This window comes from Nocardioides sp. SR21 (assembly GCF_022761125.1).
Taxonomy (GTDB): Bacteria; Actinomycetota; Actinomycetes; order Propionibacteriales; family Nocardioidaceae; genus Nocardioides.
Map to the genome: position 1 here is coordinate 338,142 of NZ_JAKWJR010000006.1, position 24,781 is coordinate 362,922.

General features: G+C 71.8%; 27 protein-coding genes. 9 read left to right on the forward strand and 18 right to left on the reverse strand.

What is annotated here, in order from left to right:
* Positions 1–16 precede the first annotated feature (16 nt).
* On the reverse strand, positions 17–1,831 hold the full coding sequence (locus MJ604_RS13830; protein WP_243059040.1) for a hypothetical protein: 1,815 nt from the start codon (positions 1,829–1,831) through the stop codon (positions 17–19).
* Positions 1,832–1,890: 59 nt separating this feature from the next.
* Here MJ604_RS13830 and typA point away from each other — a divergent pair, with 59 nt between their 5' ends.
* From typA to MJ604_RS13845, 3 genes are all read left to right on the forward strand, one after another.
* Positions 1,891–3,783 carry a translational GTPase TypA gene (typA, locus tag MJ604_RS13835; RefSeq protein WP_243059041.1) on the forward strand — a complete coding sequence of 631 codons (1,893 nt, stop codon included), beginning with the start codon at positions 1,891–1,893 and terminating at the stop codon, positions 3,781–3,783.
* Positions 3,784–3,875: 92 nt separating this feature from the next.
* Positions 3,876–4,268, forward strand: coding sequence for a hypothetical protein (locus tag MJ604_RS13840; RefSeq protein WP_243059042.1), 393 nt, complete (start codon positions 3,876–3,878; stop codon positions 4,266–4,268).
* Entirely contained in the window at positions 4,205–5,209 is a 1,005-nt protein-coding gene (locus tag MJ604_RS13845; protein WP_243059043.1) for a TIGR03617 family F420-dependent LLM class oxidoreductase, read from the forward strand. Before MJ604_RS13840 ends, MJ604_RS13845 begins: the two co-directional genes overlap by 64 nt.
* Here the strand turns inward: MJ604_RS13845 and MJ604_RS13850 are convergent.
* The 8 genes from MJ604_RS13850 to MJ604_RS13885 form a co-directional block, all read right to left on the reverse strand.
* Positions 5,202–5,831: a hypothetical protein gene (locus tag MJ604_RS13850; RefSeq protein ID WP_243059044.1), complete on the reverse strand. Its 630-nt coding sequence runs from the start codon at positions 5,829–5,831 to the stop codon at positions 5,202–5,204. The genes MJ604_RS13845 and MJ604_RS13850 overlap by 8 nt on opposite strands.
* Before the next feature lie 16 nt (positions 5,832–5,847).
* Positions 5,848–6,732: an LLM class flavin-dependent oxidoreductase gene (locus MJ604_RS13855; protein ID WP_243059045.1), complete on the reverse strand. Its 885-nt coding sequence runs from the start codon at positions 6,730–6,732 to the stop codon at positions 5,848–5,850.
* Positions 6,733–6,737: 5 nt separating this feature from the next.
* Positions 6,738–7,598, reverse strand: a complete 861-nt coding sequence (locus MJ604_RS13860; RefSeq protein WP_243059046.1) for a M23 family metallopeptidase — start codon at positions 7,596–7,598, stop codon at positions 6,738–6,740.
* A gap of 98 nt (positions 7,599–7,696) precedes the next feature.
* Entirely contained in the window at positions 7,697–10,240 is a 2,544-nt protein-coding gene (locus MJ604_RS13865) for a M12 family metallo-peptidase (protein WP_243059047.1), read from the reverse strand.
* Positions 10,241–10,249: 9 nt separating this feature from the next.
* A complete protein-coding gene (locus MJ604_RS13870; protein ID WP_243059048.1) occupies positions 10,250–10,861 on the reverse strand; it encodes a dihydrofolate reductase family protein in 612 nt (203 codons plus the stop codon).
* Positions 10,858–11,337, reverse strand: a complete 480-nt coding sequence (locus tag MJ604_RS13875) for a hypothetical protein (protein WP_243059049.1) — start codon at positions 11,335–11,337, stop codon at positions 10,858–10,860. Before MJ604_RS13875 ends, MJ604_RS13870 begins: the two co-directional genes overlap by 4 nt.
* Entirely contained in the window at positions 11,334–12,197 is an 864-nt protein-coding gene (gene folP, locus MJ604_RS13880; protein ID WP_243059050.1) for a dihydropteroate synthase, read from the reverse strand. The genes MJ604_RS13875 and folP overlap by 4 nt, the downstream gene beginning before the upstream one ends.
* Positions 12,194–13,036 carry a glucosyl-3-phosphoglycerate synthase gene (locus MJ604_RS13885; protein WP_243059051.1) on the reverse strand — a complete coding sequence of 281 codons (843 nt, stop codon included), beginning with the start codon at positions 13,034–13,036 and terminating at the stop codon, positions 12,194–12,196. The genes folP and MJ604_RS13885 overlap by 4 nt, the downstream gene beginning before the upstream one ends.
* Positions 13,037–13,115: 79 nt before the next feature.
* Here MJ604_RS13885 and MJ604_RS13890 point away from each other — a divergent pair, with 79 nt between their 5' ends.
* The gene (locus tag MJ604_RS13890; RefSeq protein WP_243059052.1) at positions 13,116–13,733 is read left to right on the forward strand and encodes a TetR/AcrR family transcriptional regulator; all 618 of its coding nucleotides are present in this window, start codon (positions 13,116–13,118) and stop codon (positions 13,731–13,733) included.
* On the opposite strand, the gene MJ604_RS13895 is transcribed toward MJ604_RS13890, so the two are convergent.
* Positions 13,730–14,488, reverse strand: a complete 759-nt coding sequence (locus MJ604_RS13895; RefSeq protein ID WP_243059053.1) for an N-acetylmuramoyl-L-alanine amidase — start codon at positions 14,486–14,488, stop codon at positions 13,730–13,732. The two genes, MJ604_RS13890 and MJ604_RS13895, sit on opposite strands and share 4 nt — an antisense overlap.
* Positions 14,488–15,492, reverse strand: coding sequence for a UDP-glucose 4-epimerase GalE (galE, locus tag MJ604_RS13900; protein WP_243059054.1), 1,005 nt, complete (start codon positions 15,490–15,492; stop codon positions 14,488–14,490). The genes MJ604_RS13895 and galE (MJ604_RS13900) overlap by 1 nt, the downstream gene beginning before the upstream one ends.
* A 21-nt stretch (positions 15,493–15,513) precedes the next feature.
* Between galE (MJ604_RS13900) and galE (MJ604_RS13905) the strand changes: the two genes are divergently transcribed.
* The gene (gene galE, locus MJ604_RS13905; protein WP_243059055.1) at positions 15,514–16,473 is read left to right on the forward strand and encodes a UDP-glucose 4-epimerase GalE; all 960 of its coding nucleotides are present in this window, start codon (positions 15,514–15,516) and stop codon (positions 16,471–16,473) included.
* On the opposite strand, the gene MJ604_RS13910 is transcribed toward galE (MJ604_RS13905), so the two are convergent.
* From MJ604_RS13910 to MJ604_RS13920, 3 genes are read right to left on the reverse strand one after another with little or no spacing between them, the layout of a single operon-like run.
* Entirely contained in the window at positions 16,470–17,027 is a 558-nt protein-coding gene (locus MJ604_RS13910; protein ID WP_243059056.1) for a maleylpyruvate isomerase N-terminal domain-containing protein, read from the reverse strand. The two genes, galE (MJ604_RS13905) and MJ604_RS13910, sit on opposite strands and share 4 nt — an antisense overlap.
* Positions 17,024–17,515, reverse strand: coding sequence for an SRPBCC family protein (locus MJ604_RS13915; protein WP_243059057.1), 492 nt, complete (start codon positions 17,513–17,515; stop codon positions 17,024–17,026). The genes MJ604_RS13910 and MJ604_RS13915 overlap by 4 nt, the downstream gene beginning before the upstream one ends.
* Positions 17,512–17,871: a helix-turn-helix transcriptional regulator gene (locus MJ604_RS13920; RefSeq protein ID WP_243059058.1), complete on the reverse strand. Its 360-nt coding sequence runs from the start codon at positions 17,869–17,871 to the stop codon at positions 17,512–17,514. Before MJ604_RS13920 ends, MJ604_RS13915 begins: the two co-directional genes overlap by 4 nt.
* A gap of 188 nt (positions 17,872–18,059) precedes the next feature.
* Here MJ604_RS13920 and MJ604_RS13925 point away from each other — a divergent pair, with 188 nt between their 5' ends.
* The 4 genes from MJ604_RS13925 to manA all read left to right on the forward strand — a co-directional run bounded on the left by MJ604_RS13925 (position 18,060) and on the right by manA (position 22,173).
* Complete coding sequence (locus MJ604_RS13925; protein WP_243059059.1) at positions 18,060–18,860, forward strand: siderophore-interacting protein; 801 nt, start codon at positions 18,060–18,062, stop codon at positions 18,858–18,860.
* A 24-nt stretch (positions 18,861–18,884) separates the two neighbouring features.
* The gene (gene gmd / locus MJ604_RS13930) at positions 18,885–19,865 is read left to right on the forward strand and encodes a GDP-mannose 4,6-dehydratase (protein WP_243059060.1); all 981 of its coding nucleotides are present in this window, start codon (positions 18,885–18,887) and stop codon (positions 19,863–19,865) included.
* Between the two features lies 1 nt (position 19,866).
* Positions 19,867–20,835, forward strand: a complete 969-nt coding sequence (locus tag MJ604_RS13935; protein WP_243059061.1) for a GDP-mannose 4,6-dehydratase — start codon at positions 19,867–19,869, stop codon at positions 20,833–20,835.
* Positions 20,836–20,937: 102 nt separating this feature from the next.
* Positions 20,938–22,173, forward strand: coding sequence for a mannose-6-phosphate isomerase, class I (gene manA / locus MJ604_RS13940; protein WP_243059062.1), 1,236 nt, complete (start codon positions 20,938–20,940; stop codon positions 22,171–22,173).
* Between the two features lie 12 nt (positions 22,174–22,185).
* Here the strand turns inward: manA and gmd (MJ604_RS13945) are convergent, their stop codons facing one another.
* The 4 genes from gmd (MJ604_RS13945) to MJ604_RS13960 form a co-directional block, all read right to left on the reverse strand.
* A complete protein-coding gene (gmd, locus tag MJ604_RS13945; RefSeq protein WP_243059063.1) occupies positions 22,186–23,211 on the reverse strand; it encodes a GDP-mannose 4,6-dehydratase in 1,026 nt (341 codons plus the stop codon).
* Positions 23,212–23,268: 57 nt separating this feature from the next.
* Positions 23,269–23,556 carry a DUF2516 family protein gene (locus MJ604_RS13950; protein WP_243059064.1) on the reverse strand — a complete coding sequence of 96 codons (288 nt, stop codon included), beginning with the start codon at positions 23,554–23,556 and terminating at the stop codon, positions 23,269–23,271.
* A 116-nt stretch (positions 23,557–23,672) separates the two neighbouring features.
* The gene (locus MJ604_RS13955; protein WP_243059065.1) at positions 23,673–24,299 is read right to left on the reverse strand and encodes a hypothetical protein; all 627 of its coding nucleotides are present in this window, start codon (positions 24,297–24,299) and stop codon (positions 23,673–23,675) included.
* Between the two features lie 49 nt (positions 24,300–24,348).
* Positions 24,349–24,711: a helix-turn-helix domain-containing protein gene (locus MJ604_RS13960; RefSeq protein WP_243059066.1), complete on the reverse strand. Its 363-nt coding sequence runs from the start codon at positions 24,709–24,711 to the stop codon at positions 24,349–24,351.
* Between the last annotated feature and the right edge of the window lie 70 nt (positions 24,712–24,781).

Here is a 24,781-nt window from a genome sequence, read left to right on the forward strand (position 1 = left end):
AGCGTGCGCCGACCCGCTACCGGCGCGGCTTGACCGATCCCGAGCTCGCCTGGCGGGAGCCGGACGGGTTGGTCCCGGTGACCAGGCAGGTGAGCCGGTGCCCGAGGTCGTCGCCGAGCACCTGGTACTGGTCCTTCTCCGAGCCACCGAGTGCCGAGCCGTCGCGGCGCCACACGTAGGTGAACGTCGGTGCGTTGTCCCACGCCCCGGGGTCGCAGTAGAGGACCTTGCCGAGCTTCGCGGTGCCGATGATCCGCGGACGCTGCTTGTTGGCGGGCTGGCCGACGTGCCCGCCGGCGTGGCCCTCGACGAGGACCGGCTCGCTGAGCGCGACCTTGCCGGTGCCGTTGCGGTTCACGGCCGCCACGCGGCAGGTGAGCTCGTGGTAGATGTCGTTGTCGGTGACGAGGTACTCCGGGGCGTTGGTCCCCGGCAGCAGCTGTCCGTCGCGCAGCCAGCCACGGAGGTACCGCGTCGGCTCGGCGCCGGTCCACGTGCCGTTGGTGCACCGCACCACGGCGCCGGAGCCGACGTTGCCGCGGATCTCCGGACGCTGGAGGACGAACGGCGGGGAGCTCGGTCCCGCGATCGGGAACACCTCGCTGGTGGCGGGTGCCGAGCTGGCTCCCGAGGCGGCGTTCGCGGTGACCTGGCAGGCGAGCTCGGCCGCGACGTCCTTGGCGACCACCGTGTAGTCCGTGTCGGTGGCGCCGGGGATCGGCAGTCCGTCGCGCAGCCAGGAGACGTCGTACGACGCCGCGGCGCCCTCCCAGGTGCCGAGGTCGCAGGTGAGCGTCTTGCCGGCGTACGGCTGGCCGGTGATCCTCGGCAGCGTGCCGTTGACCGGGGCGCCCGGGTCGCCGGGCGGCAGGGCGTCGGTCATCCAGTCGGTGGTGCCGATGTGGTCCCAGTGCTGGATCCGGCCGTTGCCGGAGTCGGCGATCCAGAGTCCCTGCTTGAAGCTCCCGTCGGCGTTGTCGACCGCGGTGACCCGGTCGACGAAACCGCGGTCGGACGCCGGATCCGGCCCGTGGCCGAGGGTCCGGTAGTACCAGTAGTTCTCGGGGCCGTTGTAGAAGTGCAGCGCGTTGTTCTCGATGTCCATGACACCGAGCTGGCCCTTCTCGTCGGCGGTCAGCGCGCCGGGCTCGGGGTCGCGGAAGCCCGGGAACCGCTTGATCACCAGCGTCTTGGCCGGCTGCGGGTCGGAGAGCAGCGACGCGGCGTTGTAGGCGTAGACCTTGCCGGCGTCCGGCATCGACACGTACATCCGCGCCGACAGGCCCTTGACGGCCGGAGCCAGGGCGACGTCACGCGGGAGCGACGTGCCCGGCAGGTCGATGCTGGCCCGGTGCTCGCCGTCGAGGCTGTAGATGCCGACGGTGGCGACGCAGCGGCCGGCGACGTAGACCGCATCCCGGGTGACCTCGATGCCGCCGTAGCGCGTCGGGTCGTGCGCCTCGTTGACCGGGCAGGTGCCACCGCGGAGCGGGAACTGGGCGAGCACCGTGCCGTCGGGCTTCAGGCGGGACACGCTGGCGCCGTAGTCCACCCAGATGCTGCCGTCGGTGCCCACGTCGAGGGCGGTGACCGGCTGGTCGTCACGGTCGAGCGGCACCGATCCCGTGACCGCGCCGTCGCGGTCGAGCCGGAGCAGGCGACCGCCGGACGCGTAGCCGACGTACGACGCCCCGTTGTCGGTCGCGGCGACCGCGATCGGGCGGCCGGTGGTGACCGCGGTGGCGGGTCCGGAGGGCAGCGCGACGAGGCCTCCGACGACCAAGGTCGTCGCGAAGCCCCCCATCAGCGCAGCACGCAGCGCTCCCCCCACGTTTCGAGGGTAAACGGCGATGCGGGTCGCAGGGGCTGAAACAACTAGACTCGATCCTCGTGCCTACCACTGCCCGCAGCGATCTGCGTAACGTCGCCATCGTCGCCCACGTCGACCACGGCAAGACCACCCTCGTCGACGCGATGCTCCGGCAGGCCGGCGCTTTCACCGAGCACCAGGCCGAGAGCGTGGCCGAGCGGGTCATGGACTCCGGTGACCTCGAGCGCGAGAAGGGCATCACGATCCTCGCGAAGAACACCGCGGTGCACTACGCCGGTCCGGCCGGCGGCGGCCAGCCGATGGTCATCAACATCATCGACACCCCGGGCCACGCCGACTTCGGCGGCGAGGTCGAGCGCGGCCTGTCGATGGTCGACGGCATCGTGCTGCTGGTCGACGCGTCCGAGGGCCCGCTCCCGCAGACCCGCTTCGTGCTGCGCAAGGCGCTGAACGCCGACATGCCGGTCATCCTGGTCGTCAACAAGACCGACCGCAGCGACGCCCGGATCGCCGAGGTCGTCGACGAGACCTACGAGCTGTTCATGGACCTGCTCGACGAGCACCACAGCCAGGACGCGCTCGACTTCCCGGTCGTCTACGCCTCCGGTCGCGCGGGCGTGGCCGCCCTCGAGGCGCCGGAGAACGGCGAGCTGCCGGACTCCGCCGACCTCGAGCCGCTGTTCAAGACGATCCTCGAGACGATCCCGGCGCCGACGTACGAGGAGGGCGCGCCGCTGCAGGCGCACGTCACGAACCTCGACTCCTCGCCGTTCCTCGGCCGCCTGGCGCTGCTGCGCATCAAGCAGGGCAACCTGAAGAAGGGCCAGACCGTCGCGTGGATCCGCCGCGACGGCGAGGTCAAGAACGTCCGCATCACCGAGCTCCTCATCACCGAGGGCCTCGAGCGCAAGCCCGGCGAGTCCGCCGGTCCCGGTGACATCGTCGCGGTGGCCGGCATCCCCGACATCACGATCGGCGAGACCCTCGCCGACTCCGAGAACCCGATCGCGCTGCCGCTCATCCACGTCGACGAGCCGGCGATCTCGATGACGATCGGCACCAACACCTCGCCGCTGGTAGGCAAGGTCAAGGGCGGCAAGGTCACCGCTCGCCTGGTGAAGGACCGCCTCGACAGCGAGCTGGTCGGCAACGTGTCGCTGCGCATCCTCCCGACCGAGCGCCCCGACGCCTGGGAGGTCCAGGGCCGCGGCGAGCTCGCGCTCGCGATCCTCGTCGAGCAGATGCGTCGCGAGGGCTTCGAGCTCACCGTCGGCAAGCCGCAGGTGGTCACCAAGGAGGTCGACGGCAAGGTCCACGAGCCCGTCGAGCGCCTGACCATCGACGCGCCGGAGGAGTACCTCGGCACGATCACGGAGCTGCTCGCCACGCGCAAGGGCCGCATGGAGCAGATGACCAACCACGGCACCGGTTGGGTCCGCATGGAGTTCCTGGTCCCGGCGCGCGGCCTGATCGGCTTCCGCACCGAGTTCCTCACCGACACCCGCGGCACCGGCATCGCCCACCACATCTCCGAGGGCTACGAGCCGTGGGCCGGCGAGATCCGCTCGCGCGCCTCGGGCTCCCTGGTCGCCGACCGCAAGGGCGCGGCCACGGCGTACGCCATGACCTCGCTGCAGGAGCGCGGCGTGATGTTCGTCGAGCCGACCACCGAGGTCTACGAGGGCATGATCGTCGGCGAGAACTCCCGCGCCGACGACATGGACGTCAACATCACCAAGGAGAAGCAGCAGACCAACATCCGGTCCGCGACCTCCGACAACTTCGAGAAGCTGGTCCCGCCGCGCAGGCTGTCGCTGGAGCAGTGCCTGGAGTTCTGCCGCGACGACGAGTGCGTCGAGGTCACCCCTGACGCCGTCCGCATCCGCAAGGTCATCCTGGACGCCAACGAGCGCGCGAAGATCGCGAGCCGGGCGCGCAAGGCCGCCAAGTAGCACCTGAGCCTCGGAACCACCGGTGTAGTCGAGGTGGTTTCGAGGCTCGCTCCGCTCGCACCTCAACCGCCGGAGGCCGTACGGTCGAGGGCATGGGGGAGCTGACGGCGGACCAGGCGTTCGTGCTCGCACGCGAGACGGCGTTCGTGCTGCTGTGGGCGACCGTGGCGCTCGCGGCGACCAGGCGGCTGCACGACGGCCCGGGCTGGGCGCCTCTGGCAGTGCTCGGGTCGATCCTGCTGCTCATGGCCGCCGGCGTGAACCTCGTGCAGGCGAAGTTCCTCTTCGTCGACCAGGACGCGTCGCTGACCATGACACTCGCCGACTGGCACCTGCTCAAGCTGCCGACGGTCGTCATGTTCCTCGGCGCGGCGTTGCTCGCGAAGGCCGTGCTGGCCGACCGTTCCGCCACAATCAGCCCGTGCTCCTCGACGTGCAGCTCGACGCCCGCCCTGACCTCGCCGCCGACCGCGCCCGGGAGCTGACGGCCACCGGCGTGGCCGGGCTGTTCACGTTCGAGGGTCCTCACGACGTGTTCCTGCCGCTCGCGGCGGCGGCCGGCGCGGTCGAGACCGACCTGATGACCAACGTGGCGATCGCGATGCCGCGCAGCCCGATGCACCTGGCGCACACGGCGTACGACCTGCAGCTGATGTCCGGCGGACGGTTCCGGCTGGGCCTGGGGTCGCAGATCCGGCCGCACATCGAGAACCGGTACGGCGCGACGTGGTCGCCGCCGGCCGCGCGGATGCGCGAGATCGTCTCGGCGGTGAAGGCGATCCTGACGTCGTGGCAGGACGGCACCCGCCTGGACTTCCGCGGGGAGTTCACCCGGCACACGCTGATGCCGCCGACGTTCATCCCCGGGCCGAACCCGTACGGCGTCCCGCCGGTGCTGCTGGGCGCGCTCGGCCCGCTGATGACGCGAGCCGCGGCCGAGGTGGCGGACGGGCTGCTGGTGATGCCGTTCCACAGCCACCGGCACTTCCGCGAGCGCACGCTGCCTGCGCTCGACGACGGGCTGGAGCGCGCGGGCCGGACCCGGGACGGGTTCGCGATCCTCCCCCAGGCGATCCTCGCGATGGGGCGCACCGACGAGGAGATGGCGCGGGCCGAGGCCGGCGTCCGCGGGCTGCTCGCGTTCTACGGCTCGACCCCGGCGTACCGCCCGGTGCTCGAGGTCGAGGGCTGGGGCGAGGTGCAGCCCGAGCTGAACCGGCTCTCCAAGGTCGGCGACTACGGCGCGATGTTCGAGCTCGTGACCGACGAGATGCTCGAGACGCTCGCCGTGCGCGGCACACCGGAGCAGTGCGCCGCCGAGATCCACCGCCGCTTCGGGGACGTGGCGGAGCGGGTGTGCGGCTACTTCCCCGGGTACGACGCCGCCCCGGAGCAGGTGCGCGACCTGGCGGCCGCGCTCAGCTGAGCCGGCGCCGGGCCTGCGGCGAGGTGGCCTGCACGGCGATGCCGGCGAAGCCCAGGACGAGCAACAGGATCGACGCCTTCGACACCGAGTCCGGCAGCACGCCGGAGAGCGGCAGCGTCAGGACGTGCAGCAACAGCGCGAACGGCACCCAGCGTGGGACGGTGCGGGCGCGGAGCAACGCGAGGGCGAGCAGCAGCTCGCCGAGGTAGAGGCCGGCGATCCAGACAGCCAGGAACACCGCGAACCCGGCCTCGCTCGACGCCGCCTCGAGGCCCGACTCCCGCAGCGCGTCGGCCCGCACGAGCGACCGGACGAACGCCATCAGCATCGCGAAGCCGGCGGTGCCGATGAAGCCGACCTCGAGCACGATCGCGCTGATCATCGCGAGGTTCCAGCCGCGACCCTGGAAGAGCGTGAGGATCGCGGGCACACCGAGCGACAGGCACACCGAGGACAGGAAGAAGACCGCAGCAGCGGCCAGCCACCGTCCCCCCTGCTCCTCGACGATCCGCAGCGTCTCGCCGGCGCCGTCGGCTGAGGGCAGGAGGAACGACCCGAGGCACAGCGCGAGGGCGCCGGTCAGCAACAGGGCCGCCGAGACCGGTACCCAGTCCATCCGCACGAAGGACACCGTAGGGTCAGTCGAGCAGGTCCGCGACCCTCTTGACCTGATCGATGTCGGAGCCGGTCGGGATCAGCTGCACCTCGTCGGCGCCGAGGTCCTCGATCCGCTTCAGCTGGTCGACCAGCTCGGCCTCGGTCCCGGCGAAGCCGGCCGAGGCGGCGAGCGCGTCGACGAACTCGACCGGGATCCAGTTCATGTAGTGCCGCAGGTGCCGGTGGACCTGCTCCCGCGCGCCGTCGCCGAGTGCGAACCAGAACGACGTGGTGACGCGTGGCGCCGGCCGCCCGGCCTCGCGCCACGACTCGCGGGTGAGGTCGAAGACCGCGGCCATCTCGGCGAGGTCCACGTCGAGCGACATCCCGGCCAGCCCGTCGGCCCAGGCCGACGCGGCCCGGATCGTACGGCGGCCGAGCGTGCCCACGAGGATGGGCGGTCCACCCGCCTGCACCGGCGCCGGGCCGACCGGTCGTACGGCGTCCACGACCCGCTCCCCCGCCCAGACGCGTCGCATCGTCGCGACCCGTTCGGTCATGCCGGCGATGGTCTTGGTGCTCGGGTCCGCGTCGGCCGCGCGGTAGTCCTCGTCGCGACCGCCCACGCCGACGCCGACGGTGAGCCGCCCGCCGCTGAGCCGGTCGCCGGTCGCCAGCGCCTTGGCCAGCGGCACCGGCGCGTGCAGCTGCGGGACGACCACGGTCGTCACCAACCGGACCCGCGACGTCCACGCCGCGACCGCGCCGAGCAGGGTGGGGGCGTCGGGGTTGTCGAACGCGAGCCGCTCACCGAAGCACAGCGAGGAGAACGGGCCCTCGTCGATCGCCCGCGACCATGCCTCGAGCGTCCCGTCCTCGGCCCACAGGTCCGGCTCCATGACCGGCAGCGTCATCCCCACGTCCACGGCGGTCACTCTCGCACGGCGCCGGCCAGGAACACCTGACCGTTGGGCGGCACGCCGTCGATCGCGCTCGGCTTCGGGTCGCCCGTCGTGCGGGCCGGGTCGGTCTCGTCGAGCGGGTCGACGCCGCGCCATCGCCACGGGAGCCCGGCTGCGCCGGTCGCCGCCGGGGCGTCCATGAGCTGGAAGTGCAGGTGCGGCTCGCTGGTGTTGCCGCTGTTGCCGACCTGGGCCAGGACCTGGCCGGCGCGGACCCGCGTCCCGGGCTGCACGGTGACCGATCCGCGACGCAGGTGGGCGCAGGCCGACCAGACGCCGTCACCGTGGTCGACGACCACGTGGTTGCCGAGGATCCAGCGCTGCCCGCCGAGCTCGCGGAAGAACGCCTCCACGACCAGCATCCACACGAGCGCCGGCCAGGTGTCCCGGCCGCGGTGGTCGCGCTGGGTGTCCGCCACCGCCACCACCACGCCGTCGGCGACGGCGCGGACCGGCTCGCCGTATGTCGGGTACGCCCCGGCGGGCCTGGGCCGCAGCCCCCAGCCCAGCCGCGTCGAGGCCCCGCGGGCGGTCGGGTGCAGGACGTCCACGGCGTACGCCTGGCCGTAGGAGCGCACGCCGTGGCTCGGGACCCGGGTGCCGGGACTGTTGACCGCGACCCACCGGCCACGGACCGGCGCGTCGACGTCGACCGGCTCCCGGTCGGCGCGCGGCGGGCCGACGAAGGCGAGCGCACACAGGGAGAACGACACCGCCAGGTCCGCGACGAGCGGCAGCGGGGACACGGTCAGCCCGAGGGCCACGCTGAGCACGAAGAGCAGCAGCAGGACCGTGCGCAGCCGCGCGATCCGGCGCCGGAGGGCACTCATCGGTGCGCCACCATCACGACGGCGAGCAGCGGGACCACGCGCGCGGCCGGGACCTCGTAGCGCCCACCCCCGATGGTGCACAGCGCGCCACCGTCGCGCTAGCCGATGCGGAAGCGCGAGTCGTTGACGTCGAAGAAGTAGTTGTCGACCGCGGAGATCCGCAGCCACGCCTTCCGGCTGCGGACGTCGGGGAACGTCACCTTCGCCTCGCCGTCGTTCGCGGTGTGGTCGACCAGCACGTGCTCCCAGGTGCGCCCGTTGTCGGTCGACAGCGTGATCTGGACCTGGCGGGCGAGCTTGCGGGTGCCGTTGACCTGCCAGCGGATGATCCGCGCGGAGCCCGCGTCGACGCGCGGCCTGTCGCCCGCGAGCGAGCTCACGAGGAACGGGCCGGCGCGGCGGTCGAGCCGCAGCGTCACGTCGTCGTGGCCGACGCCGCCGCCGAGCGGCGCACCGTCGCGAGCCGTCAGCCGGAAGTGCATCGCGGGGCGCTTCGAGCCCGCGGTGCCGACGTACCCCGGGATCGGGAGGAACTCCGAGTAGCAGTTCAGCACCCGCAGCTTCACGGGCTTGTACTTGTTCGGGTTCGGCGACGCGGGCGGAACCTCCGGGCACCGGCCGGTGGCGGCGTTAGTGGTCCCGGCCAGGATCTGGAACATGTCCGGGAACGTCCGCGAGCCGTTCGGGCCGGCGTGGTTCTGGCCGGGCGACGGGATCTGGCCGGCCGCCTCGTCGCTGACGTCGGCGTACCGTCCGAACACGCGGAAGAGCGGGCCGGAGAAGCGCTTGTTCGTGACCAGCGTCGTGCCGTTGCGGTCACCGGTGTCGGTCTGCTCCCAGAGGTAGCTGACGGCGTCGCCGTCCTCGTCGGTCGCAGACCCGGTCAGCGTGAACGGCGTGCGCATCGGCAACGTCCGCGCGGGCGGCGCGGTGACGACCGGCGCGTGGTTGTCGGTCGGGTTGACCAGTGAGCCGCCGTTGCCGGCGGGCCCGCCCTGCGACGCCTCGCCGACCGCGGCGCTGACGCCCGGCGACGAGCTCGTGACCACGAGCGGGGCCACGTCGATCTTGTCGCCGGCGAAGACGACCGAGAAGCCGGTGTTGTCCGGGGTCATCGCCGGCTGGGGGAAGGTGTCCTTCGGGTCGAAGCCCCAGCCGCGGATCCGCACGTCCTGGCCGGTGACCTGCTCCACGGCGGCCTCGAGCCCGGCCGCGTCGTAGTCCACCCCCCTGGTCACGGTGACCGGCTCGGCGCCGTCGTACCCGATCAGGACCGACTCGCCGTCGGCGTCGAAGCCGCTCAGCGACACCGTCTGCACCTCGACCTGCGCCACCGGCACGCCGCTGGCGTACGCCGAGACCTCGGCGATGGTGTGCCCCGAGAAGTACGGGTCGGTGTGCGGCTGCAGGTCGTCGTGCGCGCAGATGCCGGCGTACGCCATCACCGACGAGCCGGAGCCCGGCTCGACCGACGAGGAGCGGTTGCGGTTGCCGCCGAAGCAGCTGCCCTGGTTGCCGTCGAACGTGTGGTTGCCGCCGAACTGGTGGCCGAGCTCGTGGGCGACGTAGTCGACCGCGAAGAAGTCGCCCTGCGGCTCCGGCAGGCCGGTGCACCCCATCGCCTTGGAGCGGCCGCCGACGACGCCGAGGCCGGCGATGCCGCCACCGTTGTCACCGAGGACGACGTGGCCGACGTCGTACGCCGACGCCCCGACGAGCTGCCCGAGCACGGTGCCGGCGCGGACCAGGGTGCCGGGCCAGCACACGTCGAGATCGCCCGGGAACCGCTTGGTGGCGAGGTCGAAGCAGGCGTGCGCTCCGCAGGGGCCGTTCTTGCCGGTCGCCTTCGCGTCGGTGTCGAGGTTGAGCAGGTCGGTGCCCTCGATGAGCTGGAGGTTGATCGCCAGGTCGTCGTTGTAGATCTGGTTGACCCGGTTGATCAGCGTCACCTTCTCGGCGGTCACGTTGGAGGTGCCGAAGTACTCGGCGTACTGCGGGTCCGAGAGGAGCGCCAGCCGGTAGACGCGCTGCTCGACGCTCTCGCCGGCGGCGGCGCGGGCACGCGGAGCCGTGCGCGCGGACGCGGCCTTCATCGCGGCCGGCAGCTCACGCTCGGCAAGCTCCTCCTCGGGCCGCGGCAGGCTGCTGCCGGCGTAGCTGAGGTGGACGCTGGTGCCGCGCACGTCGTACGCCGGGTCGACGTACCAGGCCGTCCCGGCGCCGGCGTCGCGCACGGACGCGTGGAAGCCCATCGGCGTCAGGTCGAGCGCGATCGTGCTGCCCGGGTTGTCGAGCGAGCGACCGGAGAACGTGCGGATCTCGGGGTGCGCCGCGGCCAGGCCCGGCGCCATCACCTGCGTCTGCTCGACGGCGAACCGCTCGGTGCCACCGTCCGGCGTCGGCACCTCGAGGACGGTCGAGTCGTCCGCGAGCTCGGCGCGCAGCTCGGCGACGTCGACCCGTACGGCGGTGTAGGACTCCGGGTCGACGCGCACCTGGGCGCCGGACACCCGGAAGTCGGAGAGCGCGCGGTAGAGCTGGTCGTCGTCGGACGCACCGGCCGACGAGAACGCGAGCGGCAGCGACGCGACCGCGAAGGTGACGACCGCACAGGCGGCCAGGATCCGTGGGGAACGCGGCATGCCCGAACTCTAGGACGAAGCGGCTGACTCCGAGCCGGGACTCACCAACCACCGGGCGAGGAGAGTTCCCTCGGCCTCGATCAGCGTGTGCAGGTCCAGGGGGACATCGATTGGAGGACCGCTGGTGATCCGGAGGTGGTCGCCGCCGATCAGCCGCGGGACCGTCGTCGAGCACAGCTCGTCGACCACCCCGGCGGCGAGCAGGTCGCGCAGCAGCGACGGACCGCCCTCGCAGAGGATGTTCGTCCATCCGCGCTCGACCAGGGAGGCCTTGAACGCGACGGGGTCGCCCAGCGGCTCGACCGACACGGAGCCCGGCGGCGCGTCCCGCAGCCCCTCGGGCGCGGTGTCCTGGCGACTCACCACGACGAGCGGCCGGACGGCCGGCCCGTACCCCTCGATCCGTGCCGTGCCGGCTCCGACGACGATCACGTCGCACTGCGCCCGGAGCAGGTGGAACACCTGCTTGTCGACCGCGTTGTTGATCGAGCCGCTCTTGCCGGAGTCGCCGGTGGCGGCGCCGTCGACCGTGCTGATCATGTTGACGCGCAGCCACGGCCGACGCGGTACGGCGTACAGCTCGTCGAGGTCGTCGGTGCGCGGTCCGACGAGGACCCTCACCACTCCCACCTCATCACCCAGTACTGCACGCCGAACGGGTCGGCGTCGTAGTCGACCTGCGCCGGGCCCAGGTCGCCGAGCTCGCGCATCCTCGTGATGCCCTCGACGCTCGCCCACAGCTCGTGCGCCAGCGCGGCGTCCACGTCGGGGCGGCCCGCGCGCAGGGAGGCGCCGAGCGTCGCGTCGAAGGCGTGCGCGCGCTCGTCGAGGTGCCCGGGCGCCTTCTCGGAGCGCTTGGCCGAGCCGTTGCCGACCACGAGGTACGCCGAACCGGGGGTCGAGCCTGTCGAGACCCCGGTAGCCGACAGGAGCGCACTCCCCACCCGCTGGCCCTGCGCATCGGCGACGACCACGACGTCGTGACCCAGCCACGCGACCGCGTCGAGGCAGGACGCGCGCAGCTCCGCGACCGGGTCCTCGAGGCCGGCGTACTCGGGCAGCAGCGCGAAGACGCCCGGGACCAGCACCGCCTTCACTGGATCCCCCGGATGGCGCGGTGGGGCGGGCGCCGCCCGGCGATGGCGTTCACCATGTCCACGGTCTGACGGGTCTCGACCACCTCGTGCACGCGGTAGATCCGCGCGCCGGCCAGCGCGCAGACCGAGGTCGCCGCGAGCGTGCCGGTGAGCCGCTCGCCGACCGGGAGGTCCAGGGTCTCGCCGACGAAGTCCTTGTTGGAGAGCGACACGAGCACGGGGTACCCGGTCGCGACCATCTCACCCAGCCGGCGGGTGACCTCCAGCGAGTGGAAGGTGTTCTTGCCGAAGTCGTGCGCCGGGTCGATCACCACCGACTCGGGCGAGACACCGGCAGCGACCGCGCGCTCGGCGTACGCGACGGTGTCGCGGACGGCGGCGGCGACCACGTCGTCGTAGTCGATGCGGTACGGCCGGGTCCGCGGCGTCACCCCGCCGGTGTGCGTGCAGATGATCGCGGCACCGCCCTCGGCGGCGGCGTCGACGAGCTCGGGGTCGGCGCCACCCCAGGCGTCGTTGAGGACGTCGGCGCCTGCCGCACACACGGCGCGGCCGACCTCGGCGCGCCAGGTGTCGACGGAGATGACCAGGCCCGGGAAGGCCTCGCGCACGCGGGCGACGAAGTCGACGACGCGCGACTTCTCCTCGGCGGCGTCGATCTCGACGCCGGGTGCGGCCTTGATGCCGCCGATGTCGACGATCTCCGCACCCTGCTCGACGACCAGCGCCACCCGCTCGAACGCGCGGTCCTCCGCCCAGGTCGCGCCCCGGTCGTAGAAGGAGTCCGGCGTGCGGTTGACGATCGCCATCATCAGCGTCGCGTCGTCGGCGAACGCGTGCCGGCCCAGTCGCAGCGTCATCGCAGTCCCACCGCCGGCGGTCGCTCGGCGACCTCGGGGCCGGCGCCGACCCGGGCCAGGGCCGCGGCCATGATCTGGGTGGCCATGCCGCTCAGGTCGCGCAGCGACTGGTGCCGGTGGGCGCGGGTGCCCAGGTCCACCTGGGCGATCGCGTCGATACCGCGCGTGCGCTCCGTGTCGACCAGCGCGGCCAGCTCGACGGCGTACCCGTGCGGCACGCTGAGCCGCTCGAACAGCGAACGGCGTACCGCCCACTCGCCCGCCAGCGGCTGGTAGAGCCCACCGAGCTCCGGGAACAGCAGCGCGATCAGCGGTCGCGCTACCAGCTCGGTGACCCGGCCGCCCTCGAACGGCACGGCGCCGGCGCCGCTGCCCATCGGCCGCTCGTAGAAGCCCTTCACCAGGTCGACCTCCGGCCGGGTGAGGAGCGGGCCGAGCAGGCCGGGCACGAAGTGCGTGTCCCAGTCGAGCAGGTCGGCGTCCATGAACACGAGCACGTCGCCGCGGGTGACGAACTGCGACTTCCACATCGCCTCGCCCTTGCCCGGCTCGGTGCCGAGGTCGGGACGGATCTCCGCGGAGCGGTGCACGACCGCACCGGCGTCGGTGGCCACGTCGTACGTGTCGTCGGTGGAGTCTGAGTCGATCACGACGATCTCGTCGAGCAGCGCGACCGTGTCGACCAGCGCCTCACGCACCCGGGAGACGACGTCTCCGACGGTCGCGGCCTCGTTGCGGGCCGGCACCACGAGGCTGACGGTGCGGTCCGCCTTGGCGGCCAGGAGGTCCGTCAGCGTCCACTCGTCCCAGTGATGGGTGTTGCACTCGGACCAGCCCACGTCGGCGAGGGTAGCGATAAATGGGTGATTTCCCGTCGGATGGGTCACCCATCCGGCCCCTTGTGAGGTTCAATCAGCCATGTCCACATCGCAGGGGGAGCCACGGCGGGGACGCGGGAGGCCGCGCACCCCCGGGGCGGAGGAGCGCATCATCGATGCCGCGCTCGAGGAGTACGGCGAGCACGGCTGGGCCGGATTCACGATGGACGGGGTGGCCCGCCGCGCGGGAGTCGGCAAGTCCACGGTCTACCTGCGCTGGCAGGACAAGGACTCGCTGCTGACCGAGGCGGTCAGCACGCGGAGCGGCACGCTCGGGGCGGTCGACACCGGTTCGCTGCGCGGCGACCTGACCCGGCTCGCCGAGAACCTGTTCCGCCAGTTCCGCGACGCGGCCGGCTGGGCGTCGCTGCGGATCACGTTCGACGCCGCCGGCGCGCACGAGCGGCTGGGCCGGTTCACGGAGGCGGTCGCCGACGTCCAGGTCGACGCTGTCGGCCGCATGGTGCAGCGGGCCGTCGACCGGGGCGAGGTCCCCGAGAACACCCGTCCCGACTGGATCACGGCGTGCGTCTACGGCGCGGCCACCATGGAGACGCTCGGCTCCCGGCTCGAGGGCCGCGAGCTCAGCGACGAGGACATCGCGGAGCGCTCGGCGGCGATCGTCGAGCTCGTGCTCGACGGCGCGCTGGGGCGCTAGTCGAGGAACCGGCGTACGGCGCGGGTGAGCGCGGTCGCGTAGGCGCGCTGCCCCGACGCGCGGGTCATCCGTCGCGCGTCGCCGGCGTTGCGCATGTTGCCCGCCTCGAGCATCACCGTCGGGATGTTCGAGAGGTTGAGCGTGCCGAGGTCGGACCGGAAGTCCAGGCCGTCACCGCCGGCGATGTAGTTGGCGACCGAGAAGCCCCGCGCTCGCAGCTCCCGCCGGGTGTCGAGCGCGAGCCGCTTCGAGGAGCGGTAGATGTCGTGCGTCCACGGCCGCCGGTCCGTCGGCGCGATCACGTGGAACCCGTGCGCGCCCGCGGTGTACGACCCGTCGCCGTGCACGCTGATCTTCGCGTCGGCGCGCTGCTTGTTGCCACGCCGGCCGCGCTCGTCGATGCACGGGCCCCAGCGGTCCTGGCGGTTGGTGGTCCGCGTCATCACGACGCGCGCGCCGAGCCGCTCGAGACGGGTCCGCAGCCGCTCGGCCACCTTCCAGGCGAACGTCGCCTCGGGGTAGCCGCCGTTGGTCGCGGTGCCCGTCGTGTTGCAGGGCTTGTCGAACCCGCCGGCCGGGACCGGCCGGTTGATCTGGCGCGGGTAGTGGTGGTTCCCCAGCTGGTGACCGGGGTCGATCACGACGACGCGGCCCGCCAGCGGCCTCGCGGTGGTCGAGGAAGGCGCGCTGGCGCCCGTCTCGAGACCACCGACGCTCAGCAGGAGGGACAGGACCATGCCGACCAGGCCGGACATCACTCGTAGCCCAGGATCTCCTGGCGCTTCGCGCCCCAGGCGAGGGCCGAGGCGATCGCGTCCTCGAGCGACAGCTCGGTGCGCCAGTCGAGGAGCTCGGCCGAGCGGTCGACGTTCGCGAACGCGCCGACGGCGTCGCCCGGGCGCGGCGGCGCCTCGCGCAGCGGCACCTCCTGGCCGAAGACGTTCTCGAACGCCTTGACCAGCTCGCGCACCGTCACGCCGTCGCCGGTGCCGACGTTGATCACCGCGCTGGGCGTACCGGCTGCCGCGATCACGTCGTCGAAGCGCTCGACCGCGCGCACGTGGGCCCGCGCCAGGTCCCACACGTGGATGTAGTCGCGGATGCCCGTGCCGTCACGGGTCGGGTGCTCGGTGCCGGTGATCGTGAACGCATCCTTCTGCCCACGCGCGGCCATCACCAGCTGGCCGAGGACGTGCGACGGCTCCTTGGCGTAGATGCCCGACTCGAGGTCCGGGTCGGAGCCGATCGGGTTGAAGTAGCGCAGGATGATCGCGCGCAGGTCCGTCGCCACGGCGATGTCCTGGAGGATCTCCTCCATCATCCGCTTGGTGCGGGCGTACGGCGAGGTCGGCGCCAGGGCGTCACCCTCCGACACCTCGAACTGCTCCTTGAGCGCGTAGATCGAGGCCGACGACGAGAACAGCACGCGGTTCTTGCCGAGGCCGTTGAGCTCGTCGAAGAGCTCCAGCGACTTCGCGACGTTGTCGCGGTAGTACTCGTACGGCTTCTCGACCGACTCCGGCACCACGATCCGCGCGGCCATGTGGATGGTGGCGTCGAGGTCGGGGTGCTCGTCGACGATCCGGCGCACCAGCGCCCGGTCGGCGATGTCGCCCTCGTAGAAGATCCGGTCCTTCACGAACGCGAGCGGTCCGGTCAGCAGGGAGTCGAGGACGACCGGGGTGTGCCCCGCCTCCTCGAGCGCCTTGGCCGTGGTCGAGCCGATGTAGCCGGCACCGCCGGTCACGAGGATCTTCATGTCGCCAGTATCCTCCGGAGCATGAGCTGGCTGGTCACGGGTGGTGCGGGCTACATCGGTTCCCACGTCGTGCACGCACTCCTCGACGCCGGGATGGAGCCGGTCGTCCTCGACAACCTCGCCGCGGGTGTCGCCGGCTTCGTGCCGCCGGACGTGCCCCTGGTCCGGGCGTCCTTGCTCGACGAGGAAGCCGTCAGCGAGACCCTCAGCACCCACGGCGTGGTCGGCGTCATCCACCTGGCCGGGTTCAAGTACGCCGGCGTCTCGGTGTCACGGCCGCTGGAGACCTACGACCAGAACGTCAACGGCACCATCCGGCTGCTCCGGGCGATGGACGCAGCGGACGTCCGCCCGATCGTGTTCTCCTCCAGCGCGGCGACGTACGGAACCCCGGACGTCGACCTGGTCACCGAGCAGACGCCGACGACACCCGAGTCGCCGTACGGCGAGAGCAAGCTGATCGGCGAGTGGCTGCTGGCGGACGCCGGTCGTGCCCACGGCTTCCGGCACACGTCGCTGCGGTACTTCAACGTCGTGGGCTCCGGTCGCCCCGAGCTCCGCGACCGCAGCCCCCACAACCTGTTCCCGCTGGTGTTCGACGCGCTTGTCGAGGGCCGGACGCCGGTCATCTTCGGAGACGACTACGCCACCCCGGACGGCACCTGCGTGCGTGACTACGTGCACGTCGCGGACCTGGCCCGCACGCACGTGGTCGCCGCCCGGAGGCTGCTGGCCGGCGAGACCCTGGAGCCCGTCTACAACCTCGGCAGCGGCGTCGGCGCGTCGGTCCGGCAGATCATGGACACGATCCGGGACGTCACCGGGATCGACTTCGAGCCCGAGGTCCGCGACCGCCGGCCGGGGGACCCGGCCCGGATCGTCGCGAGCGGCGCGCTCGCGGCCCGCGACCTGGAGTGGGAGATGCGGCACGACCTCCGGTCGATGGTCGCGAGCGCCTGGGAGGCGCGCTCCTCGGCCTAGGGCCGCCAGCCCGGGTCGCGCCCGATGAACCCGAGGAGCCGGGTCTGCGCGTCCGCGTCCGCGGGCACGTCCACCCGTGCGCCGTACTGACCGCTGCCACGGATCAGGTCCTCCATCGGCTCCATCCCGGCCAGCATCGCCGCACACGTCTCCGCGTCGAGCGTGTCGTCCTGCCCGGTCGCGCGGGCGAGGTCCCAGGTGTGCATGAAGATGTCGGCGGTGTAGATCCGGTTGACCAGGTCGCCCACGGCCCAGGTCCCCATGCGGGGGTCGTCGACCTGCTGGGCGGCGCCCGGGCCGTCGAGCAGCGCCTGGACGCTCGCGGCATGCGCCTGCCAGGCCGCGACCGGGTCGTCGACCGCGGAGAGCTCGCCGGGGCCGACGCCGGTCACGCCGTTGCCCTCGAGGTACGCCGGCAGCCAGGTGACGAGGTGGTCGACCACGTCGCGGGCGGCCCAGCCGTCGACCGGCGCGGGCGCGTCCCAGTCCGTCGTGCCGAGCACGCGGTCGGTGAACGTCGCCGCCACCCGGCGGTGGTCGTCGGCGGCGCTCATGCGCTGCCGGCCTCGAAGAGGGCGTCGAGCTTGGCGTACCCGTGGTTGACGCCGACCTCCATGCCACTGGCCAGCCACTGGTCGCGCACCTCGATCGTCTCGACGACCGACGTGGCGACGATCCGGCAGCGTCCGCCGTCCAGCGCCTCGAACGTCATCGTCTCCAGGCTGACGCCGTCCGGGTCCCCGGCCCAGGTGAAGGTCTGCACGATCCGCTCGTGCGGACGCACCTCGTGGAACGAGCCGTAGAAGCTGTGCTCGCCGGCGGAGCTGGTCCCGCGGAAGGCCCACGAGCCCCCGGTGCGAGCGTCCCAGGTCTGGATCTCGGTCTCCGTGCCGTTCGGGCCGACCCACTGGGCGTACAGGTCGGGGTCCACGTGCGCCCGGAACACGCGCTCCGGCGTCGCGTCGAACTCCCGCGTGGTCTTGATGACCGGCAGGTCCGGGACCGCCTCGATGGTCGCCTCGGCCTTGGTGGTCGTGCTCATGATGCTGCTCCTTCTTCTCGGTCGTCTCGGGTGTCCTCGGCGGTCGCGGCGAGGACGGCGTCCAGTCGGCGGTAGCGCTCCTCGACCTGCTGCCGGTAGCGCTCGATCCACTTCGTCATCAGGTCGAACACCTCCGCCTCGAGGTGCACCGGGCGCCGCTGGGCGTCCCGGCTGCGACTGACCAGCCCGGCGTCCTCGAGCACCTTCACGTGCTTGGACACCGCCTGGACGCTCACGTCGTACGGCGCCGCGAGCTCGCCCACGGAGGCGTCCCCGTCGGCGGCCAACCGGGCGACCATGTCGCGCCGGGTCGGGTCGGCGAGGGCCTGGAAGACCCTCGAGAGCTGGTCGGTCACCGGGCACCTCTTCAACTTGTTGGTTGAATAACCGTAGATCCGCCCGCTCGGCGTTGTCAACCATCTGGTTGCAAAGAATGGGTGGCCCGGCTCCTGGCAGCCGAGGCGCGAGTGCAGCGAGCCTCGATACCTCCGCCCCAGGCATCCCGAGTTAGGCTTGCCTAACTTCGACGTGATGGGATGTGGGCATGCACGGGCATGTGGTGAGGACCGAGCGGCTGACGCCGACGTTGGTGCGAGTGGTGCTGGGCGGACCGGGGCTCGACGGCTTCGCCATGCCGGAGTCGACCGACGCCTACGTGAACCTGGCGATCCCGCCCGCGGGTGCGCCGTACGGCGGCGTCTTCGACCCGAAGGCGGTGCGCGAGGAGCAGGCGCAGGAGCACTGGCCGGCCCGGCGCCGCTACACCGTGCGCTTCTGGGACGAGGCCGCGCGTGAGCTCACCCTCGACTTCGTCGTGCACGGCGACTCCGGCGTGGCCGGCCCGTGGGCGGCCTCGGCCGCGCCCGGCGACGTCCTGGTGTTCGAGGGGCCCGGCAGCGGCTACCGCCCCGACGCCGACGCCGACTGGCACCTGATGGTCGGCGACGAGTCCGCGCTGCCCGCGATCGCCGCCTCCCTCGAGGCGCTGCCGGCGGACGCCGTCGCCGTGGTCCGGCTGGTGTGCGACGGCGCCGAGCACGAGGTCGCCCTCGACTGCCCGGGCCGGCTCGACCTGGCGTGGCTGCACCGCACCGGCGCCGAGGACGACGTCGACCTGCTGGCCGACGCGGTGGCCGACCTGGAGTTCCCCGCGGGCCGCGTGCACGCGTTCATCCACGGCGAGGCCGAGGAGATCCGCGCCATCCGCCGGCACCTGCTCTCCGACCGCCGTCTCCCCCGCGCCGACATGTCCTGCTCGCCGTACTGGCGGCGCACGATGGACGACGAGGCCTGGCGCAGGGTCAAGCGCGACTTCGTGGCAGCGATGGACGCCGACGTCGCCTGACGTGGCCTAGGGCACAATCCGTCCATGCCCACCGCGCTCATCACCGGCATCACCGGCCAGGACGGCCTCTACCTCGCCGAGCTGCTGCTCTCGAAGGGGTACGACGTCCACGGCGTGATCCGCGGTCAGAACAACCCCAAGCTCGACCTGGTGCGCGAGCTGCTGCCGGACGTGCGGCTGCACAACGGCGACCTCACCGACATGTCGAGCCTGATCCGCGCGCTGCGCGACTCCGACCCGGACGAGGTCTACAACCTGGGCGCGGTGTCGTTCGTGGCGTACTCGTGGGAGAACGCCCCGCTCACGACGGACGTCACGGCCAAGGGCGTGCTCAACATCCTCGAGGCCGTGCGGCTGCACACCGGTGACCGGCCGGACTCGATCCGCTTCTACCAGGCCTCCAGCTCCGAGATGTTCGGCAAGGTGCAGGAGGTCCCGCAGCACGAGCGGACGCTGCTGTGGCCGCGTTCGCCGTACGGCGTGAGCAAGGTGTTCGGCCACTACATGACCATCAACTACCGCGAGTCGTACGGCATGCACGCCTCGTCGGGGATCCTCTTCAACCACGAGTCGCCGCGGCGCGGGCCGGAGTTCGTGACCCGCAAGATCAGCGAGGCCGTCGCGCGGATCAAGCTCGGCCTGCAGAACGAGCTGGTGCTGGGCAACCTGGACGCGGAGCGCGACTGGGGGTTCGCCGGCGACTACGTCGAGGCGATGTGGATGATGCTGCAGCAGCCGCACGGTGACGACTACGTGATCGCGACCGGCGAGACCCACTCGATCCGCGACTTCCTCGACGAGGCGTTCAGCCACATCGGCATCGACGACTGGGCGCCGTACGTACGCCAGGACCCGCGCTTCATGCGTCCGGCCGAGGTCGACCACCTCATCGGCGACGCGAGCAAGGCCCGCGAGGTGCTCGGCTGGAAGCCGAAGGTCTCGTTCCGCGAGCTGGTGGCGATGATGGTCGACGCCGACCTCGCCGCGACCCAGCAGGGCTGGTGAGATGACCCGCGCGTTCATCACGGGGATCAGCGGCCAGGACGGCAGCTACCTCGCCGAGCGGCTGCTCGCCGAGGGCGTCGAGGTGCACGCGCTCGCGCACGACCTCGAGCCGCTGCCCGACCTGCCCGGCGTCGAGCTGCACCGCGGCGACCTGAGCGCCGTGCCCGACGTACGCGCCCTGCTGCTCGACCTGGCGCCCGACGAGGTCTACAACTTCGCAGCACTGAGCTCGGTGGCACGGTCGTGGGAGGAGCCGGACCTCACCGCGCGCGTGAACGGCATGGCCGCGGCGGCCCTCCTGGAGTCCGCGCTGCTGGTCCAGGAGAAGCACGGTCGGGCCGTGCGCTTCGTCCAGGCCTCCAGCGCGGAGATCTTCGGCGAGCCGGACCGGCACCCCCAGGACGAGTCCACGACGCTGCGGCCGGTGAACCCGTACGGCGCGGCGAAGGCCTACGCCCACCTGATGGTCGACGTGTACCGGCGACGCGACCTGCACGCGGTCAGCGCGATCCTCTACAACCACGAGTCGCCGCGTCGCCCGGAGCAGTTCGTGACCCGCAAGATCACCGCGACCGTGGCCGCCATCGCGCAGGGTCGCGCGGACTCGCTGGCGCTCGGCAACCTCGACGCCCGCCGCGACTGGGGCTGGGCGCCGGACTACGTCGACGCGATGGTGCGCGCCGCCCGGGCCGACACCGCGAACGACTACGTGATCGCCACGGGGGTGGCGCACTCGGTGCGCGACTTCGTCGCGGCCGCGTTCACCCGCGCCGGGATCGACGACTGGCAGGACCTCGTGGTCGTCGACCCCGAGTTCGTGCGACCGGCCGACCCGACGGAGCTCGCCGGAGACGCCACCCGCGCGCGGACCCTGCTCGGGTGGGAGCCGACCGTGGACTTCGCCGAGCTGGTCGGGCGGATGGTCGACGCCGACCTGGGACAGGGGTCCGCGAGCGAACCTCGCGGGTAGCGCCTCTGGCCGGGACGCGTCGCCCGAGGCCCTGGGACAGACATCCTCAAGGAACGCGCAAGCCGCAGATGGCGTCACACCATCGCGAATACCCTGGTGCTGATGCATCTCCTGACCTGCGCGACCCGAGACTATGCCTGGGGCTCGACCTCGCTGATCCCCCGCTTTCTCGGCACGCCCGCTGACGGGCAGCCGCAGGCCGAGCTGTGGGTCGGCGCGCATCCCGGCAGTCCGGCGCTGCTCCCGGACGGCGGACGACTCGACGAGCACATCCGCGACCACCCGGCCACGGCGCTCGGCCAGGACACGCTCGACACGTTCGGGCCCCGGTTGCCGTACCTGATGAAGGCACTGGCGGCCGCCGAGCCGCTGTCCCTCCAGGTCCACCCCACCAGCCAGCGGGCCCGGCTCGGGTACGAGCACGAGAACCAAGCGGGGATTCCACTCGGTGCGACTCAGCGCTGCTACCAGGACCGCTTCCACAAGCCCGAGCTGATCGTCGCGATCACGCGGTTCGAGGGGATGGCGGGCTTCCGCGACGTGGAGAAGTCAGCACGCATCCTTCGGCTGCTCGAGCACCCCTGGGCCGACCGGGTGGCGAAGGATCTCGAGTCCGCGCCACCCTTCCAGGCACTGCACGCAGCGGTGAGCGAGATCCTCAGCCAGGACGGCTCGGAGCTGCGCGGTCTCATCGCCGACATCGCGGCCGCCGCACACGCGGCGGAGGCCAGGGGACACCGCTCCAACCGGACCTCGGGGCGGATGTACCTCGACCGCGCCAGCGTCGAGCGGGAGAGCACTCGCGTGTTCGCCCAGACCGTGTCGCTGGCGCAGCGCTATCCGACCGACCCTGGCGTGCTGGTGACGCTGCTGCTCAATCACGTCGTGCTCTCGCCCGGCGAGGCGATGTTCCTCGATGCGGGCGTCGTGCACGCCTACACCTCCGGGTTCGGGGTCGAGATCATGGCGGCGTCGGACAACGTCGTGCGGGCAGGCCTGACGCCCAAGCATGTCGACGTCCCCGAGCTGCTCCACATCGCGAACTTCACCCCGATGCCGGCTCCGATCTGGGAGGCGACGCCGGTCAGCGCCAACACGTTGGCGTACCGACCTCCCGTCGCCGAGTTCGCGCTCACGATCGCGCGAGAGCCCGGTGACCAGCTCCCGACCGAGGGGCCGCGCACGCTCCTGTGCCTCGACGGCAGCGTGACCGTCAGCAGCGCCGACGCGAGCCGGGAGCTGCAGCGGGGTCAGTCCCTGTTCGTGCCCCACGCGGACGGCGCCATCACGCTCGACGGCGAGGGCACGGTCGCGATCGCCAGTGTCCCGTCGGCCTGACGGCCTGACGGATCAGCTCGAGGGCCAGCCCCGCGGCTGGTCGATCCAGGGCTCGCCCTCGTGCTGCACGGCTTCGACGTCGGCGTCGACCATGATCCGGACGAGCTCCTCCGTGTGCACCCGAGCAGTCCAACCGAGATCACGCTCGGCTCGGCTCGAGTCACCGATCAGCGCGGACGGTTCGGTGGGACGCAGGTACCGCTCGTCGAGCCGGACGTGCTTCTCCCAGTCCAGCCCGGCGTGCTCGAACGCCGCGACCACGAAGTCGCGAACGGTGAACGGCCGGCCCGTCGCGAGCACGTAGTCGCGCGGCTCGTCGGCCTGCAGCATCCGCCACATGCCCTCGACGTACTCCGGGGCGTAGCCCCAGTCACGCACCCCGTCGAGGTTGCCCATGTACAGGTAGTCGGCCAGCCCCGCCTGGATGCGGGCCACGGCGCGGCTGATCTTGCGCGTCACGAACGTCTCCCCGCGCCGCGGTGACTCGTGGTTGAAGAGGATGCCGCTCACGGCGAACATCCCGTAGCCCTCGCGATACGTCGCGGTGGTCCAGTGTGCGTACAGCTTCGCGGTGCCGTACGGCGACACCGGTCGACACACGGTGTCCTCGTTCTGCGGTTCGGGGGCATTGCCGTACATGGCCGAGCTGGATGCCTGGTAGAAGCGGCAGTCGAGCTCGGCGGTGCGAATCGCCTCCAGCAGACGGACCACGCCGAGGCCGACGGTGTCGCCGGTGTACTCCGGCTCGTCGAAGCTCACCCCGACATGGGATTGACCCGCGAGGTTGTAGACCTCGTTCGGCTGGATCCGGCGCAACAGGCGGACCAGCCTCGACTCGTCGGTGAGGTCGGCGTAGTGCAGGAAGAGCCGGGCGTCAGGGTCGCGGGGGTCCTGGTAGAGGTGCTCGATCCGCGTGTTGTTGAAGGTGGAGGACCGACGCCGCAGTCCGTGCACCTCGTAGCCCTTGGCGAGCAGCAGCTCGGCCAGGTAGGAGCCGTCCTGGCCGGTGATGCCGGTGATCAACGCGCGTCGGGTCACCCCGGAAGCGTGGCACACATCGCTCGACCGGAAGGCCGCGACGGGAGATCCTGACGGTCAGCGTCGCGTCAACGACGCCAGCGCGGGACGCACGTCGGCGAGGTAGACCAGCGCCGCGACGGTGAACGCCAGACTGATGAGTCCGATCACGCCACCGAGCACGATCTGAGCCGCGAGGCCGACGCCGAGGATGATGGCCCAGGCCGCCTTGGACAGCTTGTTGGCCGCGCTGTAGGACTCGGCGGAGTACATCAGGCAGTTCACCAGGGCGAAGATCTTGACGCCGAGGATGACGAGCTCGACGAACAGCATGAGGTTCAGCTCGGCCTCGAGTACGTGCAGCACCCGCACAGCCTACGGTGCCAGCAGACCCGGTCGTCGAGCAGCGAGCGTGTCGAGACCCCCACGCCCGAGCGCATGCGCCAGGTGCAGGGGTCTCGCCAGCTCGACCGACGGGTGGGTCAGTCGCCGACCTTCGCGGCGCCGTCGGCGACGGCTGCGGTCGTGCTGGCCGCGGTCTTCTTCGCTGCCGTCGCGGTGGCCTTGGCGCTGCTCTTCGGCGCCGCCGACGACTTCTTCGCGGTCGAGGACGCCTTCTTGGCGGTCTTCTTGGCGGTGGTCTTGGTGGCCTTGGTCGCCTGCGTCTTCGTGGTCTTGGCCTTGACCTGGGTGGTCCCCGCAGAGGCCTTGGCCTGCTGCGTCGACTCCTGCTTGCGGATCCGCACGACGAGCGTCTCGCCACGCTTGGCCAGGTCGGCGTACGTCTCGTTGACCCGGTTCGGGAGCTTCAGCGCGTCGGCCTGGAGCTCGGCGACGCGCGCCTCGATCGCCGCACGACGGGCCTTGGCCTCCTGGCTGAGGGCGTCGACGCGGGCGCTGACGACGGTGACCGCCTGGTCACGCAGCGCCTTGGGCTGGAGGTCGAGACCGGTCACGCGCGTCTGCACGTCCTGCTGCACGCCGGCGAACCGCTTCTGCACGTCGGCGACGTACTCCCGGACCAGCGCCACAGCGACGTCGGTGGCGCCGACGCCCGCGTACAGGGGGCGGGTCGCCTCGGTCTTGATGTCGAACTTGGCCTGGGCCATGTCCTGCTCCTTCGGTTGGCAGCCCGGCACGGTTGCCGGGCCTCGTGGTTCAGCTGGTGGAGTCGTTCAGGGCGATGAACGACGCGTAGACGTCCAGCAGGGACTGCTTCTGGCGCTCGGTGAGCCGGCTGTCGCCGAGGACGGCGAGCTCGACCGATCCGCCCGCGCCCTCCGGGCTGACGATGCCGGCGCGCAGGTAGAGCTGCTCGGCGGAGATGCGCAGCGCCTTGGCGATCTGCTGCAGCACCTCGGCGGACGGACGCCGCAGCCCCCGCTCGATCTGGCTGAGGTACGGGTTGGACACACCCGCCTGCTCGGCGAGCTGGCGGAGCGTCAGGTGGGCCGCGATCCGCTGTTCCCTGAGGTAGTCGCCCAGGGTCTCGACGGTCTTGCCGACCTTGCCCATCGCCATGCCTCCACCATCGCGAGGTCTGCTAGCAATAGCAAGCACGGGCGGCGTGAACCTGTTCACATCGGATGGT

Bases quoted from the DNA above. Each gene is read 5' to 3' on its own strand.
- MJ604_RS13840 (WP_243059042.1), top strand. From the start codon at position 3,876: ATGGGGGAGCTGACGGCGGACCAGGCGTTCGTGCTCGCACGCGAGACG.
- MJ604_RS13860 (WP_243059046.1), bottom strand. From the start codon at position 7,598: ATGAGTGCCCTCCGGCGCCGGATCGCGCGGCTGCGCACGGTCCTGCTG.
- MJ604_RS13865 (WP_243059047.1), bottom strand. From the start codon at position 10,240: ATGCCGCGTTCCCCACGGATCCTGGCCGCCTGTGCGGTCGTCACCTTC.
- folP (WP_243059050.1), bottom strand. From the start codon at position 12,197: ATGACGCTGCGACTGGGCCGGCACGCGTTCGCCGACGACGCGACGCTG.
- MJ604_RS13890 (WP_243059052.1), top strand. From the start codon at position 13,116: ATGTCCACATCGCAGGGGGAGCCACGGCGGGGACGCGGGAGGCCGCGC.
- MJ604_RS13895 (WP_243059053.1), bottom strand. From the start codon at position 14,488: ATGTCCGGCCTGGTCGGCATGGTCCTGTCCCTCCTGCTGAGCGTCGGT.
- galE (WP_243059054.1), bottom strand. From the start codon at position 15,492: ATGAAGATCCTCGTGACCGGCGGTGCCGGCTACATCGGCTCGACCACG.
- galE (WP_243059055.1), top strand. From the start codon at position 15,514: ATGAGCTGGCTGGTCACGGGTGGTGCGGGCTACATCGGTTCCCACGTC.
- MJ604_RS13910 (WP_243059056.1), bottom strand. From the start codon at position 17,027: ATGAGCGCCGCCGACGACCACCGCCGGGTGGCGGCGACGTTCACCGAC.
- MJ604_RS13915 (WP_243059057.1), bottom strand. From the start codon at position 17,515: ATGAGCACGACCACCAAGGCCGAGGCGACCATCGAGGCGGTCCCGGAC.
- MJ604_RS13925 (WP_243059059.1), top strand. From the start codon at position 18,060: ATGCACGGGCATGTGGTGAGGACCGAGCGGCTGACGCCGACGTTGGTG.
- gmd (WP_243059060.1), top strand. From the start codon at position 18,885: ATGCCCACCGCGCTCATCACCGGCATCACCGGCCAGGACGGCCTCTAC.
- MJ604_RS13935 (WP_243059061.1), top strand. From the start codon at position 19,867: ATGACCCGCGCGTTCATCACGGGGATCAGCGGCCAGGACGGCAGCTAC.
- manA (WP_243059062.1), top strand. From the start codon at position 20,938: ATGCATCTCCTGACCTGCGCGACCCGAGACTATGCCTGGGGCTCGACC.
- MJ604_RS13955 (WP_243059065.1), bottom strand. From the start codon at position 24,299: ATGGCCCAGGCCAAGTTCGACATCAAGACCGAGGCGACCCGCCCCCTG.
- MJ604_RS13960 (WP_243059066.1), bottom strand. From the start codon at position 24,711: ATGGCGATGGGCAAGGTCGGCAAGACCGTCGAGACCCTGGGCGACTAC.